This is a genomic window from Nitratireductor aestuarii, from assembly GCF_014641695.1.
Taxonomy (GTDB): Bacteria; Pseudomonadota; Alphaproteobacteria; order Rhizobiales; family Rhizobiaceae; genus Chelativorans; species Chelativorans aestuarii.
Window position 1 is genome coordinate 418,291 of record NZ_BMIF01000002.1, and the last position, 14,446, is coordinate 432,736.

General features: G+C 60.3%; 11 protein-coding genes and 1 tRNA gene. 6 read left to right on the forward strand and 6 right to left on the reverse strand.

Features of this window, described 5'->3' with window-relative positions; genetic code table 11:
* Window positions 1–2 precede the first annotated feature (2 nt).
* A complete protein-coding gene (locus tag IEX27_RS05650; RefSeq protein WP_188719954.1) occupies window positions 3–902 on the reverse strand; it encodes a branched-chain amino acid ABC transporter permease in 900 nt (299 codons plus the stop codon).
* A 57-nt stretch (window positions 903–959) separates the two neighbouring features.
* The gene (locus IEX27_RS05655; RefSeq protein WP_188719955.1) at window positions 960–2,258 is read right to left on the reverse strand and encodes an ABC transporter substrate-binding protein; all 1,299 of its coding nucleotides are present in this window, start codon (window positions 2,256–2,258) and stop codon (window positions 960–962) included.
* Window positions 2,259–2,479: 221 nt separating this feature from the next.
* Here IEX27_RS05655 and IEX27_RS05660 point away from each other — a divergent pair, with 221 nt between their 5' ends.
* A complete protein-coding gene (locus IEX27_RS05660) occupies window positions 2,480–3,175 on the forward strand; it encodes a GntR family transcriptional regulator (RefSeq protein WP_188719956.1) in 696 nt (231 codons plus the stop codon).
* Between the two features lie 140 nt (window positions 3,176–3,315).
* Entirely contained in the window at window positions 3,316–4,758 is a 1,443-nt protein-coding gene (locus IEX27_RS05665) for a mannose-1-phosphate guanylyltransferase/mannose-6-phosphate isomerase (protein ID WP_188719957.1), read from the forward strand.
* On the opposite strand, the gene IEX27_RS05670 is transcribed toward IEX27_RS05665, so the two are convergent.
* Window positions 4,755–5,414 (reverse strand): protein-L-isoaspartate(D-aspartate) O-methyltransferase, encoded by a 660-nt coding sequence (locus IEX27_RS05670; RefSeq protein WP_188719958.1) that lies wholly within the window; start codon window positions 5,412–5,414, stop codon window positions 4,755–4,757. The two genes, IEX27_RS05665 and IEX27_RS05670, sit on opposite strands and share 4 nt — an antisense overlap.
* A gap of 39 nt (window positions 5,415–5,453) precedes the next feature.
* The gene (locus IEX27_RS05675) at window positions 5,454–5,690 is read right to left on the reverse strand and encodes a hypothetical protein (RefSeq protein WP_188719959.1); all 237 of its coding nucleotides are present in this window, start codon (window positions 5,688–5,690) and stop codon (window positions 5,454–5,456) included.
* Window positions 5,691–5,832: 142 nt separating this feature from the next.
* Here IEX27_RS05675 and IEX27_RS05680 point away from each other — a divergent pair, with 142 nt between their 5' ends.
* Both IEX27_RS05680 and IEX27_RS05685 read left to right on the forward strand, forming a co-directional pair.
* A complete protein-coding gene (locus IEX27_RS05680; RefSeq protein ID WP_188719960.1) occupies window positions 5,833–7,110 on the forward strand; it encodes a 3-phosphoshikimate 1-carboxyvinyltransferase in 1,278 nt (425 codons plus the stop codon).
* Window positions 7,111–7,237: 127 nt separating this feature from the next.
* On the forward strand, window positions 7,238–8,686 hold the full coding sequence (locus IEX27_RS05685; protein ID WP_188719961.1) for a sensor domain-containing diguanylate cyclase: 1,449 nt from the start codon (window positions 7,238–7,240) through the stop codon (window positions 8,684–8,686).
* Between the two features lie 182 nt (window positions 8,687–8,868).
* Here IEX27_RS05685 and IEX27_RS05690 read toward each other — a convergent pair whose 3' ends face one another.
* Window positions 8,869–12,327 (reverse strand): autotransporter domain-containing protein, encoded by a 3,459-nt coding sequence (locus IEX27_RS05690; RefSeq protein ID WP_188719962.1) that lies wholly within the window; start codon window positions 12,325–12,327, stop codon window positions 8,869–8,871.
* A gap of 474 nt (window positions 12,328–12,801) precedes the next feature.
* Window positions 12,802–12,891 (reverse strand) — tRNA-Ser (locus IEX27_RS05695).
* Window positions 12,892–13,220: 329 nt separating this feature from the next.
* On the opposite strand from IEX27_RS05695, the gene IEX27_RS05700 reads away from it, so the two are divergent.
* Window positions 13,221–13,544 (forward strand): hypothetical protein, encoded by a 324-nt coding sequence (locus tag IEX27_RS05700; RefSeq protein WP_188719963.1) that lies wholly within the window; start codon window positions 13,221–13,223, stop codon window positions 13,542–13,544.
* Window positions 13,545–13,711: 167 nt separating this feature from the next.
* Complete coding sequence (gene msrA / locus IEX27_RS05705) at window positions 13,712–14,368, forward strand: peptide-methionine (S)-S-oxide reductase MsrA (protein ID WP_188719964.1); 657 nt, start codon at window positions 13,712–13,714, stop codon at window positions 14,366–14,368.
* Window positions 14,369–14,446 lie beyond the last annotated feature (78 nt).

Genomic DNA, 14,446 nt, shown 5'->3' on the forward strand with positions numbered 1-14,446 from the left:
GGTCAGATCCTTCTTGTCGTGTCGGTGTGGAACAGGCCGTAGGGGCGGACCAGAAGCACGACAAGCATGACGAGGTAAGGAGCCACGGCATCGAGCTCGGGCGCGTAGTAGATGGCGAGAACGCGGGCGAGCGCTACAATGATCGCGGCAACGGCTGCGCCTTCGATCCGGCCCAGACCTCCAATGGCTGCGACAGCAAAGGCCAGAACCATCGTGTCGGCACCGAGGCCCGGTGATACGCCGGTCGTGGGCGTTGCAAGTGCGCCGCCGAGGGCCGCCAGGAACACGCCGAGCGTGAAGGCGAGCATGAAGATGCGGTTGGTGTTGATGCCGAGCGCCTGGGAGATTTCGCGGTCTGCCACGACGGCGGCGATCAGCTTGCCCATGCGGGTGTGGCTGATCATCAGCTTGAGACCGACGAGGGTGAGAATGGCAAGCGCGATGAGCAGCAGCTGGTAGTTCAGGTAGACGATGCCGCCGATCATCGTGCTGCCAAGCAGCCGCATGGGCGTGTCTTCATAGAGCGAGTTCACGCCGAAAACGATGCGCTGCAGGTCTTCCAGAATGAGGAAGAGGCCAAAGGTCACAAGGATCTGGAGAGCTTCGGACTTGCCGTAGGTCCAGCGGATGAGCAGGTGCTCGACAAACGGGCCAAAGATCGCTGCGACGAAGGCCGCGCTCAGGACCAGCGCCGGGAAGGTCAGCCATTCAGGCAGACCGGCTGAGACAACCCAAAGGCCGAGGCTCGCCGCCGCATAGGCGCCGATGGAATAGAAGCTGCCGTGGGCGACGTTAAGAACGCGCAGGACGCTGAAGACCAGCGTTAATCCGACGGCCACGAAGAAGATGATGGCTGCATTCGCAAGCGCATCAACGGTCAAGGGAATGAGTACCTGGAGCATCCGCTATGTCACCCGAACGGGTTGGGAAGGGGAGGCCCGAGAGCCTCCCACGACATATTACTTGTAGGAACCCGGCTGCGGCAGGGATGCCGGGAAGTCAGCCGGCAGCTTGCCGATCCATTCGATTGGGTCCTCGCCAACCGGCGGCATCAGGGCTTCGCCGCTATAGCGAACCATGTTGCCGAGCACGGGGAAGTCGAAGCCTTCAACCTTAACGGTGGTGCCGATGATCTGGTCGACGACGCCGTCATTGTCTTCGCGGACCGTCGTGGTGCCGGTGAAGGTCTCGACGACGCTTCCCTTCATGGCTTCTGCCACTTCATCACGGCTCGGCCACTTGCCGCCGTTCTTTTCCAGGGCGGTCTCGTAAGCCTTCTTGATGAAGAGGAAGCTGTTGGCCATCTTCATGGACGGGAAGACCGGGTAGGAGCCGAACTTTTCCTTGTAGGCTGCAGCGAACTTCTGGGTCTCTTCGTTGGCAGCCGCATCCGGCGAATTCCACCAGCCGTCACCCAGAACGCCGACGATCACGCCTTCGGGGATCTGCACGTTCTGCAGCGAGGATTCACCGAGTGCCAGAACGGCCTGGCTCATGGAGAAGAGGCCGCGTGGCGCTGCCTGGCGGACGAAGTTCTCGAGGTCGCCGCCCCACAGGTTGGAGAAGATCACGTCCGGACGGGCAGCGGTCAGGCGGGAGATTTCGGTCTGGAAGGTAGCCGCGCCGAGCTTCGGGAACAGTTCCGCAACGATCTCTGCGTCAGGCTTGAAGGCCTTGAGTGCTGCCTTGAAGATGTTGGCCGCATCGTGGCCGAACGCGTAGTCCGGGTTGATGATTGCGATGCGCTTGGCGTCCGGCTTCACCGACAGCATGTAGAGCGCGTAGGCCATGAATTCGGGAACGGTGTTGCCGTTCGGGCGGAAGTAATAGGGGTGAGCTTCCGAGGCGAAGAGCTGGTGGGTGTCGCAGTTCCAGCCAACGGTCGGGATCTTCAGCTGGTCAACGAGCGGTGCGAGCGCCATGCAGTTGCCGCTGGAAAGAGCAGCGATCATCACCTGGTTCTCTGCGTCGCCGGCTAGCTTGCGGAAGTCCGCGATAACGCCTTCGGTGCCCTGACCCTCATCGACGTAGGTCGCCTTGAGCGGAACGCCGCCGATGCCGCCGGCTGCATTGATCTGCTCGATCATCAGCTCTGCCGCGTTGCGACCGGGCATGCCGTAGGCAGCCGTCGCGCCAGACGTGAAGCTGAACACGCCGATACCCAATGACGCCGGCTTCTCCTGAGCGTAGGCAAGGGCAGAGCCGAACATGCTCAGGCCAAGGGCCGCAAGACCCAGATATTTCTTCAATCCATCCATATTGATCCCCTCGGTGAACCGAACCCAATCCAAGCTTTTGGCGCTGGATTTTAACGGATCATTGCGCAAAATAGCTTTGTCTGCAAGATGAAAATCTCTGTGAAATATCACGCGGTGATTAATTGTGCTAAATGTTTATAGCGCTTAAAGATTGGGCTCTGCAGGCGGTGCATGCTTCGGCTGGGCTTCAGTCTGCCGGTCACTCAGTTTGGAATGCAGCGATGACAGAAACGATCAAACCCGGTGCCACAGAAGCAGGTGAGCCTACGCGGAAGCCCCGTTCTGCCATCCAGTCTTTGCGCGACATTGCCTATGAAACCATCAAGCGGCAGATCATCACCTGCGAGTTGCGACCGGGCGAGGTACTAAGCGAGGCGGTACTGAGCGATACCCTGCAGATCGGTCGGACGCCCGTGCGCCAGGCCATCGACCGGCTGGTTACGAGCGGGCTGGTCGACGTGATGCCCCGCAAGGGGCTGATGGTGAAACCCATCTCGTTCGACGAAATCTTCGACATCATTGAAGCCCGGCTGATCAACGAGTCCCATTGCGCACGGCGCGCCGCCCTGCAGGCCGATGACAACGAAATCGCCCGCCTGACCGCCAATGTCAGCGCCATGTGGAAGGCGACTGAAGGTGCGGACATCGACACGATGATGGACCTCGACCGCGAGTTTCATTCGATCATTTCGCGAGCCGCAAGAAACCACGTGATTACGGAAATCCTTGCCAACCTGCACGACCGCTCGACGCGGTTGTGGTTCATCTCGCTGCGCGCAATTGAACAGCACGTTCGCGTCGGTGAGCAGCATGCCGCGATCGTTGAAGGGATCAGGAAGCGGGACCCGGATGCGGCTGAGGCTGCGATCCGCGCTCACATCGAGTCGTTCCGCGATAATCTTGCGCGACAGATCTAAGCGCTGCCGGCGATATTCATCTTTACATCCTCCGATTGGAGGCCTTGCCATTCGGGCCTGCACCCGTCTCAATGGTGGTGGGCTTGGAGAAACCTGCTGTTGTTCTGGCAGCGGCGGGGCAGTTATGGGGGGCTTTTAAGATGGTCGATCTGCTGAACGTTCATCCCGTCTTGCTGTGCGGCGGCTCCGGCACGCGGTTATGGCCGTTGTCGCGCCAAAGCTATCCCAAGCAGTTTACCCGCCTGATCGGCAACCAGAGCCTGTTTCAGGCTTCGGCCCTGCGGACGCTCGCCGAAGGGTTTGCTGCACCCGTGGTGGTCACCGGGGATTCCTTCCGCTTCATCGTGCTGGAGCAGCTTGCGGCGGTGGAGATGTCGCCCGCCGCCGTGCTGATCGAGCCCGACGGGCGCAACACCGCGCCGGCCGTGCTGGTGGCGGCGCTCTGGCTGATCCAGCAGGATCCGGAGGCGGTCATGCTGGTCTCGGCGTCCGACCATGTCATTCCAGATGATGCGGCGTTCCGCGAGGCCGTCATGGCCGCCGTGCCAAGCGCGCTTGAGGGCAAGCTTGTTACCTTCGGCATCCAGCCGACGCGGCCAGAAACAGGGTATGGCTACCTGGAGCTGGGCGAAGGCTGTTCGGCCGAAGCCAACGACCCGCAGCCGTTGCGACGGTTCGTCGAAAAGCCCAACGCCGAACGCGCCGCGCTGATGCTCCAGTCCGGCAATTTCCTCTGGAATGCCGGCATCTTCCTGTTCACCGCCCGCGCTGTGCTGGATGCGTTCAAGATCCATGCTCCTGAGCTGCTGGAGCATGGTGGAGCCGCACTTGCAGAGGCGACGCGGGACCTCAGCTTCACCCGGCTTGCACCGGAACCCTGGTCGAAGCTTGAGAACATTTCCATCGATTATGCCATCATGGAGAAGGCCACCAACCTGGTCGTGATGCCGTATCGCGCTGGCTGGTCAGATCTTGGAGGCTGGGAGGCGGTCTGGCAGGAGACGGGCCCCGACGAGACGGGTAATGTGGTTTCCGAGCATGCTACGGCAATCGCCTGCAGCGGGAGCCTGCTGCGTTCGGAAGCACCCGGCGTTGAACTCGTCGGCATCGGGCTTGAGGATATGATCGCAGTCGCAATGCCTGACGCGGTGCTGGTGGCAAAGCGGGCGGACGCGCAGCGCGTGAAGGATGCGGTGGCGGCGCTCAAGGAACGTGGCGCGAAGCAGGCGGGGGCATTTCCGACCGAACTTCGGCCATGGGGTTCTTCCGAGCGCATTGCGGGCGGCGAGCGCTTCCAGGTAAATCATGTCGTAGTCAAACCCGGTGGCGTGCTTGCATTGCAGAGCCATTTGCACCGGTCCGAACACTGGATCGTGGTTCAGGGAACGGCCAGAGTCACGATCGATGACGAGACGAGGCTAGTGGGTGAAAGCCAGTCGGTCTATATCCCGCTCGGCGCTCCGCATCGGATGGAAAACCCCGGCAAGGTGCCGCTGGTGCTGATCGAAGTGCAGACGGGTGGCTATCTCGATGAGGACGACATTGTCCGTCTGGAGGAGGTTTATGGGCCCGCGACGGACTAGCCGCGGCCTTCACGGTCGCTCTTCCAGCCTTCCTCGCCGATCAGGCGCACGAACATCACGAGCCCGAGATCCTCTTCCTCGAAGCGGGATTCGTGCGTTCGCCTGATCCGGAGGAGATGCTGGGTCTCATTGCCAACCGGCACCACGAGCCTGCCTCCGATGGCGAGCTGGTCCTTCAATGCTCGCGGCGCGGCGGGGCCGCTGGCTGCCACAACGATAGCATCGAAGGGCGCGGCCTCCAGCCATCCCTTCGTGCCGTCGCCCGTGCAAAGATGAATGTTGCTGTAGCCGAGCGTGTCGAACTTGCGCCTTGCTTCGTCGCTCAACGGCGCGTGACGCTCGATGGTGAACACTTCCGAGGCGATGCGGCTCATGACGGCAGCGGCATAGCCCGACCCGGTGCCTACATCCAGCACCCGCTCGTCGGGCTTGAGTTCGGCAGCTTCAATCATCACCGCAACAATGTAAGGCTGCGAGATGGTCTGGCCGGAACCGATCGGCAGAGGGCAGTCGTCGTAGGCCGCCTCCGCCTGATCAGTGGGGACAAAAACCTCGCGCGGAACCATCCGCATCGCGGCGAGCACACGTTGATCCCGCACGCCGCGACTGGCGATTTGCTCTTCAACCATCTTTTCGCGCGCGTCCCGGAAATCCATCGGCTTCAGCTCCTGCCAATAGACATAGAGCGAGCGCGATCAGGCAGTAGGTTCTCCGCTTGGGAAGGTCGGTTCCGGCGGGATCTCGGGTGGACCGTCAGGTGGGTCGCGAAAGGGTTCTTCCTGCGGTGACGGTATGGGGTCGGGCGTGGGCGGCGGAATGCCGGGCGGCGGATCGATCGGAGGCGTCTCCGGCGGTGTCGGTGGAGATGGCGGCAAGGGATTGGGATTGTCGGGGGCGGGGTTCGGGTCGTTTGGATCGTTAGGATCGGACATGGTCAAGGCTCCTTCAAGGATCCAACCCGCTGAAGTGCGACCGGTTCCCGCAAAACCCGAGAAGGCAGAAAACCCATCTCCACATTTCCCGGAATTGCACTATAGATGCGCGCAGCGCTCACCCTTGCCACCAGGATCGACGATGTCCGCCGCTTCGACAGATATGCTTGAAATTGTGCCGCCTGCAGGTCCGCTCAGGGGCGCTGTCACGCCGCCCGGATCAAAGTCGATCACCAATCGCGCGCTGCTGGTTGCCGCACTTGCAAAGGGCGAAAGCGTGCTCACCGGCGGACTTACCAGCGACGACACCCGTTACATGGCAGAGGCGCTCAGAGCGATGGGCGTGGCGATCGAGCAGGATGGCACGACGTTCATGGTCGCCTCGTCGGGAAGGCTAGCGCAGCCTGAGAAGCCGCTCTTCCTGGGCAATGCCGGCACGGCCGTGCGGTTCCTGACCGCCGCCTGCGCGTTCATCGATGGTCATGTGGTGCTCGACGGCGACGAGCACATGCGCAAGCGCCCCATCAAGCCGTTGGTCGCAGCGCTCAACAGCCTTGGCATTGATGCGCGCAGCGAGACCGGATGCCCTCCGGTCGAACTTTTCGGCAATCCGAAGGCTTTCGAGGGCAAGGACCATATCGTCGTTGAAATCGATGGCTCGCTCTCGAGCCAGTATGTTTCCGCGCTTCTCATGGCTGCGCCGCAGGCACCCGTGCCCGTGCTGGTGCGGGTCGCCGGGGATGGTATCGGCTCCAGGGGCTACATCGACATCACGCTTGAAACCATGCGGGCGTTTGGTGCCGCCGTGCATCAGGAAGACGCGCTCGCCTGGCGGATCGAGCCGACCGGCTACAAGGCCGCGAATTATGCCATCGAGCCGGACGCTTCCGCCGCGACCTATCTCTGGGCGTGGGAAAAGCTCACTGGCGGAGCGATCGACATTGGCATCCGGCCCGAGGAGATGAGCCAGCCCGACGCCGTCGCCTACGAGTTCATAAAGCAGTTTCCGCACCTGCCCGCCGAGATTGCCGGAGCACAGATGCAGGATGCCATTCCGACACTTGCGGTCATGGCCATGTTCAATGCAACGCCGGTGCGGTTCACGGGGCTCAGCAACCTGCGCGTTAAGGAATGCGATCGGGTCAGCGCGCTTTCGACCGAGCTCAACAAGATCCTTCCCGGACTTGCACGCGAAGAGGGCGACGACCTTATCGTCAACGGCAGCCCGGACCATGCCAACCTGAAGAAGCCTGTCGAGATCTTTACCTATGCGGACCACCGCATCGCCATGAGCTTCGCGCTCGCGGGACTTTGCAGGGAAGGGATCCGCATCCTCGATCCTGGCTGCGTTGCCAAGACGTACCCGAACTATTGGCGCGACCTTGCCTCAGTCGGCGTGGAGCTTAAGACGCCGAGCTGACTGTCGCCCGAGCCAGCTGTTGCATCCGCGCGTGCTTCTTCCTGCATGGCAGCCAATCTCATTAAGTATATTTACTTAACGAAGATCCAATAAGATGGTACTGCGGTATGGAAGTGGCGGGCGTCTAATGGGAATTCATCCTATCTCTCACGACAGTGACAAGGTGTTCGAGCTTGCGCCGATTTCGCTATGGCTCGAGGATTACAGCGGTCTTCGCAAACTTTTCGAAGAGTGGTGGGCACAGGGCATCACTGACCTGAAGGCGTTCCTGCGGGAGGATATCAGCCGTCTGCATCTGTGTACCCAGCAGATCCAGGTGCTGCAGGTCAACCAGAAGACGCTATCGCTCTATGAGGCCCGTGACCTTGCGCACCTGGTCGAGAACCTGGGTACGATCTTCGGCGGCGATATGCTGGAGCCGCACATTGAAGAGATGGTGCAGCTCTGGAACGGATCTTTGATCTTCGAAAGCAACACGATCAATCATTCGCTCAGCGGCAAGCAGATGCACATCCAGCTCAAGGGCAGGATCCTGCCGGGCTATGAACAGAGCTGGGACCGTGTTCTTCTGTCCATCGAGGATGTAACCGCGCGGGAAGAGGCGCGCGCTGGGCTTGAACGCCAGAGAAGCTATGCCGAAGGGCTCTTCGAGCATTCGCCTGTCTCGCTTTGGGTGGAAGATTTCAGCGCCATCAAGCGGCTGATGGACGAGGTGCGCGAGAGGGGCATTACGGATTTCCGCGTGTTCACCGATGTGCATCCGGAATTCGTCGAGCGCTGCATGAGCGAGATCAAGGTGCTGGACGTCAACAAAGAGACGCTCTCGCTCTTTCTCGCCCCTGACAAGAAGACCCTGCTGCAGAACCTGCAGAGCGTTCTACGGTCAGAGATGATCACGCAGTTCCGCGAGCAGCTGATCGAGCTCTGGAACGGAAGCCTGTTCCAGCGCCGCGAGGTGGTGAACTATGCGCTCGATGGTTCGGAGCGCCACCTGCTCATGCAGCTCTCGGTCCTGCCCGGATACGAGGAGGACTGGTCGCTCGTTCAGATCGCGATGACCGACATTACGGCGCGCAAGAAGGCCGAAGCCTACCTTGAGTATCTCGGCAATCACGATGTGCTGACGCAGCTCTACAACCGCGCCTATTACGTCAACGAATTGAAGCGGCTCGAACGGAAGGGTGAAAGCCCCGTCTCGATCATCTACATTGACCTCAACAACCTGAAGCTGGTCAACGACCGCTGGGGTCACGATACCGGCGACGGGTTGCTGCGCCGCATTGGCGAGATCCTGAACAAGGCGGTTGCGTATCCCAGCCACGCCGCGCGCATCGGCGGCGACGAGTTTGCCGTCGTGATGCCTTTTGTCGATGAAGCGGGCGCGGAGAAGATGGTCGAGGATATCCTCAAGCTCGTCGAGCTCAACAACCAATACTATTCGCAGATGGAGCTCAATTTCTCAATCGGCTGCGCCACGTCTCAGCCAGGCGAACGGCTGACCGCCGTTGCCCGCCGCGCCGACCTGCTGATGTATGAAAACAAGCGGGCGAAAGACGCTGCTGCCGGGACAGCGTAGGCGAGAAGGCCGTCTGGACAAACAAAAACCGCCGCAAGAACCCTGCGGCGGTTTTTTATTGGTCCGATTGGGCTGGAGCCAACTGCTCCAACTCTTTGTTTTCTCGTGGTTCCGGACGGAAAACCGGTTCTCACTTTTCCTGGAACCGCGGTAAAGGCTCCAAGCCAGGGATCTTCAGCCGGTCAGAACTTTACGTTCAGGCCGATCCGGCCACCATGCTCACTGACGCCCGAGCCAAACTGGCCGCCGTAGGAGAGGCTGAGGGTCGTCTCGGGTGCAATGGCGAAGTCCACGCCTGCTTCCACGACCGCAGTGTTCTTCGCAATCGGCGTACCGGTAACGGAGAAAGCTTCGCCGGACTGGAAGCGATGGTTGCTGACCGGGTCAATGTCGCCAAGCGCATGCTGCCAGCCAACCGTTCCGCGTGCCTTGATCTTGTAGCCTGCCACGTCAAGATCGCTCGCTGCATGCAGACCGACGGTCACGAACGTGGTGTCCATGGTGCTGGAGGAGGCGCTGAGCGATGCGTCGCCACCCGTTTCGCTGAAGCCATCGGTGTGGAGACGAACGTGGGCCAGGTTCGCGAAGGGCTCGATGGTAGCGCCGCCAACATTCATCTCGTAACCGATCTCACCGAAGGCGTGGAACGCACCGGCATTGTGATCAGCGGAGAGCGAGTCGGTGAGGCCACGGAGAGCTACGGCACGGTTCGTCTCAACGCTGGACCAGGCGTAGGCGATGCCGCCGCGGACGCCCAGGCCGTTCCAGCGATTGCCACCGTAGACGCCGACATGGAAGGTATCCGCGGAGGCCGAGGATGCACGGGCGTTGGCGTGGAGGCTCGAATGGCTGTAGCCCACGAGGCCGCCGAGGGTCCATCCTTCGAGCTGTCCATCGATACCGGTGAGGAAACCGCTGCTCGAACGATCGAGCTTCGCTGCATTGCCGTTGCCTGCGATGGATCCGCCGCTGGCAAAGGCATGTGCCCAGAGATTGTACCCAGGCTGGCTTTCATCCTGCGCGAAGCCAGCGCGGACACGGTCGTTGGCGGTGGTGCGGATGCGACGCGTGTCTTCAATCAGCGCAGTTCTGGCCGAGGCATGAATTTCGCCGGAGAGGACGTCGAAGGCCGATGGAGCTTCGTCTTCCGTTAGCTGAAGGATCGCCAGCTGAAGCGCACTGTCCTCGTCGGTTGTGATCAGAGCTTCAGCAACAGACGTCTGGTTCGCCGTGTTGGCAGCCTCTGCGAAGCCTGCCAGGTTGCGTTCCATGATCAGGCTGATCTGGCCCCTATCGACGACGACCTTGGCATCAAGGAAGGCGAAATCATCAATGATTTCAGCGAAGGCGCCTTGCACTGAGCCTGTGGTCATGAAGGTGTACGACGTGGAAGGCAGGAAGGAGCTTGCTCCTGCCAAAACGCGGAGCGTGCCGCCTGACAGGATTGCTCGCCCGTCAACCTGCAGCACATCCATGTCGCTGCCGTCAATTTCAGCCTCGTAGATGAGCCCACCGAGATCCAGCTCGTCTGTTACGATCAGCCTTGCGATGGAATTTCCAGGGGCAATCACGCCACCTGTCTGCCCAAATACGCTTCTGATGCTTCCGACAGTGCCGTTGCCGCCGAGCGTGCCGCCGGCACCGATCTCGATGTTGGCTTGGCCGTAGTCGTTGTTGATCGACAGCAATCCTCCATTCACGGTCATCAAACCAGAGAAGGTGCTTGCACTGCTGCCGGCCAGGTTGAGCCTGCCGGTTCCCGCCTTGATCAGCGTGCCGTTGCCTGAGATGGTGCCTTCAAAGGTGGAGGAGGAGTTGTTCGAGCCGACCGTCAGGTTGCCAGTGGAGAGGTCGATGAGGCCTGTGCCAGCCAGACCCGCGACGGACTGATTGAACTGATTGTTGTAGGTTGAGCCTGCCTGAAGCCTCAAGACGGAGGCAGCAGACATTACGCTGTCGGCGCCCGCTGCCAGAGTGGTTGCGTCGCCTACGATGGTTTCACCCGACCAGCTGAGGCTGCCGGTCAGGGTCACATCACCGCCGGTAAAGGTGACGTTGCCAGTGCCGGCGCCATCGCCTGCAAGGATGGCCACGCCATCGACGTCCACCGTGCCACCGGCTTCCCCGGCGACAAGGTCATTGGACAGCGTGAGGTTTTCCGTCAGTCTCAGCGTTCCACCGTTGAGGGTGGCAGCTCCTGCGCCAAGCGCATTGGCGTTTACTGCTTCAACTACGCCTGCCTGGATTTCGGTGCCACCTTCGTAAGTGTTTGCAGCGGAGAGGACCAGCTTGCCTTCGCCGACCTTTACCACGCCACCAGTTCCGCTCAGCAGGCCGGAATAGGTGAGGGTGTTGCCGTTCGAGTCGAAGATCGCGCCGTCGGAGCCGACCGTAGCATCGTGACTGACGGTAAGGTTTGATCCTGTACGTGCGCGCAGAGTACCGCCATTGAAGTTCAGATGGCTGGTCGCTGTCGAAGCAATCGTTCCACCGGCCTCCAGAACGCCGCCATTGAGGTTCAGCGTGCCATTGCCCTGGCCGAAACGGATGGTGCCACCCACGGTGACCAAACCGCCATTCACGTTAACCGTGCCACTTCCGAGAACACCTTCGGAGCCCTGGTAAAAGGCAATCTTGAGATTGCCCAGCAGACGTGCCTCACCGCCATTGACGTTGAAAACCGCTGTTGAGGTATTCGCGTTCTCGCCGACACCAACCTGGAACTCTGTTGCAATCCCCTCGCGGCCAACCTCCAGGACGCCCCCATTTAGATTATATTCACCGTAAGAGCCTGCGCCGCGACCGATGCCGACCAGAGCCAGTCCGGACAGATGGACATACGAATCATCGCCCTCTTGAGTGAACGTCCCGTTACCTCCGCCATAGCCGATCACGAAGTAACGGTCGTCGATGCCTGCATTGGTGCCGCCGCCCTTGATCACAATCGAGGAATTGTCCACGGTAACAGTTGCGGTGCCGGAGCCTTCGCCAACGCGGAAATGGCTCGCTGCATGAGAGCTATCGATTATCGAACCGTTGCGAAGCTCCAGGTTGGCATCGGCAGATATACCCAAGCGCACGGATGCGCCCTGGTCGCCTATGACAACGCTGCCGTTGTCCATCACCAGCTGACCGTTGCCGCCGGAATAACCGATGAAGAAACCGCTGTAGTTCTTGGCGCCCTCGTCGGTGCCAAGGTTCAGTTGACCGCCGTTGGTAATGCGCAGGATGCCGGTGTGGCCGTTGGCGTAACCCACCTGAATGTGATTACTGCCAGTATACGCGTTATCAAGATTGACCGTGCCGCCGCTGATGTTCAGCTCGCCAGTTTTCCCGGAGGACCCCAGCTGAATCTTTGAAAAGCCTGTCGTTGTGCCCAGGTTGAGCTGGGTGCCAGGGTTGATCGAGGTGATGCCATCCTGGATCAGGAGCTCGTTCGCTCCAAGATCGATCTGGAGGGAATCGTTGGTGCCCGGGGCAGAAATCGTTTGATCGATTATCAGAGCCTGCCCAGCTGGCCCACTATACGTCAGGTAGCCTGTACCCGTGCCTGTCGTGACGATATTCTGCAGCTCGGACTGGAATTGGGCGGGATCGCTGAAGGTGCCCTCTGGTACGTCGGCTGCGGCCAGATTCGGCATTAACAGAGCGGCCAGCGCACCGAACACCACGGATCTTGCGGAAAGCGCAGACGTAGTACGGCAATGCTTTGCTATACGTTGGGTGACGCTCAAACGAAAAAAATGGTTTACTTGCGGCACGCGGATCGCTCTCCGCTGCCTGGCGTGTGTTCAACATGGACTTCTCAGCTTTCGGATAAAGGCTTCAGGCTCGACCAAAACCTCTGGAGTTATGCGCGATCTAATCCAAATGAGTTATAAAAGTGTAGCTATTCGGCAATCCGGTATATTACATAACATGAAAATCAGTTCATAACGTGTTACCGCTGCAACGCCTGATTGGGTGCATCTTCACCGTCGGACTGGCCATTTTTCAGGGTAAGTCGTTAGATCCTATCGCTCTTTTCCAAGCCAATAATGATAGCGCGGACGGCTGCGATCCTGTTGTGGCTGATCGCTTTCAACCCGAAGATATTATAGGACGCTGGGGAAATCTGGCGGAGAGAGCGGGATTCGAACCCGCGATACGGTTCCCCGTATACACACTTTCCAGGCGTGCGCCTTCAACCACTCGGCCACCTCTCCAGCACGGATGCTTCGCCGAAGCGAAGAACACCATGGCGTCTTGCGACGCAGGGCTCATCTAGTCGATATGAACCAAAATGCCAAGATGGCTTTGCAGGTTTTGTGGCCATCCCCCGCATTTTTTCTCGCAGCATCCGAAAGTCCCCCAGGTTCAGCAAACTTCGCAAAGGCTTCCTGGTCGGCCGGCATACGTCCAACCGGCGACGATCAAATCTTTGTAAGGCAATTGTAAAGGATAGTGAGGAAGACTAGTTGTGATACCCGGCAAGGGTATGAACATGCGCATCAGGCCTGACGGGCTGATGCCGGTCGCGGGGCGGTAAAAGATCATGCGGTTCCTCAGTGTTATGCTCTCGTTGTTTCTGCTGGCGATCGGCGTGTTGCTGGCGGTGGTGGATGCCACGCGGTGCATTGCCGCCAATGAGTGGGTCTACACGCCGCTGATCGATTCCTGGCAGGCGTTCGCACCAAGTCTGCTCGCTGCGATGGAGCTGGCGATCAAGTCGAGCTCGGCTGACTTCCTGTGGGACAAGGCGGTTGTCCACGTACTGCAGGCGCCAGGCTGGGCAGTCTTCTTCGTGCTCGCCTTCGTCTTTCATGCTGCGGGCTGGCGGCGCAAGAAGCAGAACCACTTCGCCCACGTCTATCGTTGAAAAAGCGAAGGGGGTCGACGCCTCCGCTGGTCGTGCACGGCTGATCAAATCTGTGGCTGGAAGGCGCTTTGAGCGGCTAGCGCTCTGGCATCTGTGCCCACAATTCCTACCTTACCGGTGAAAACCACGGGCATTCCATTGGAGTGCCCGCAACTGGAGGCTTCCCCATGTTCTATCACGTTCCGGAAGAGAAACTCAGAATGCCAAGGCCGGAAGAGGCGCTGCCGGGCCGCTCGGACCCGGTCCCTACCGCGCAGACCCATTTCGTCAATGGCAGGCCGCTCAAGGGGCCCTATCCGGAAGGTAGCGAACGCGTTCTGTTCGGCATGGGGTGCTTCTGGGGCGTCGAGCGCCTGTTCTGGCAGATTGAAGGCGTCTGGGTCACCGCAGCGGGCTATGCCGGCGGGGTGACGCCGAACCCGACCTATCGCGAGACGGTAACGGGCCTGACCGGCCATGCGGAAGTGGTGCAGGTGGTCTACGATCCAAAGGTGGTGAGCTTCGAGCGCCTGCTGAAGACGTTCTGGGAAGAGCATGATCCCACTCAGGGCATGCGCCAGGGCAATGACGTCGGCACGACCTATCGTTCGGCCATCTTCTATACGACCGAAGAGCAGAAGGCCTTGGCCGAGGCTTCCCGGCAGGATTACCAGCGGGCGCTGACTTCGGCCGGTGTTGGCGGCGTGACGACAGAGATCACCGAGGCCGGCGAGTTCTATTTCGCAGAACCGGAGCATCAGCAGTATCTTGCGAAGAACCCGGGCGGTTATTGCGGCCTGCAGGGCACGGGCGTCTCCTGCCCGGCGCCGCGCAGTGCTGCCTGAGCTTGAAGCTGGAGTGATGCAAAGGGGCCTCGGGGCCCCTTTGTTATATAAGCATAATGGTTGGCTGCATCAGGCAGC

Bases quoted from the DNA above. Each gene is read 5' to 3' on its own strand.
- IEX27_RS05660 (WP_188719956.1), top strand. From the start codon at position 2,480: ATGACAGAAACGATCAAACCCGGTGCCACAGAAGCAGGTGAGCCTACG.
- IEX27_RS05655 (WP_188719955.1), bottom strand. From the start codon at position 2,258: ATGGATGGATTGAAGAAATATCTGGGTCTTGCGGCCCTTGGCCTGAGC.
- IEX27_RS05665 (WP_188719957.1), top strand. From the start codon at position 3,316: ATGGTCGATCTGCTGAACGTTCATCCCGTCTTGCTGTGCGGCGGCTCC.
- IEX27_RS05670 (WP_188719958.1), bottom strand. From the start codon at position 5,414: ATGGATTTCCGGGACGCGCGCGAAAAGATGGTTGAAGAGCAAATCGCC.
- msrA (WP_188719964.1), top strand. From the start codon at position 13,712: ATGTTCTATCACGTTCCGGAAGAGAAACTCAGAATGCCAAGGCCGGAA.
- IEX27_RS05650 (WP_188719954.1), bottom strand. From the start codon at position 902: ATGCTCCAGGTACTCATTCCCTTGACCGTTGATGCGCTTGCGAATGCA.
- IEX27_RS05690 (WP_188719962.1), bottom strand. From the start codon at position 12,327: ATGCCGAATCTGGCCGCAGCCGACGTACCAGAGGGCACCTTCAGCGAT.
- IEX27_RS05700 (WP_188719963.1), top strand. From the start codon at position 13,221: ATGCGGTTCCTCAGTGTTATGCTCTCGTTGTTTCTGCTGGCGATCGGC.
- IEX27_RS05680 (WP_188719960.1), top strand. From the start codon at position 5,833: ATGTCCGCCGCTTCGACAGATATGCTTGAAATTGTGCCGCCTGCAGGT.
- IEX27_RS05685 (WP_188719961.1), top strand. From the start codon at position 7,238: ATGGGAATTCATCCTATCTCTCACGACAGTGACAAGGTGTTCGAGCTT.
- IEX27_RS05675 (WP_188719959.1), bottom strand. From the start codon at position 5,690: ATGTCCGATCCTAACGATCCAAACGACCCGAACCCCGCCCCCGACAAT.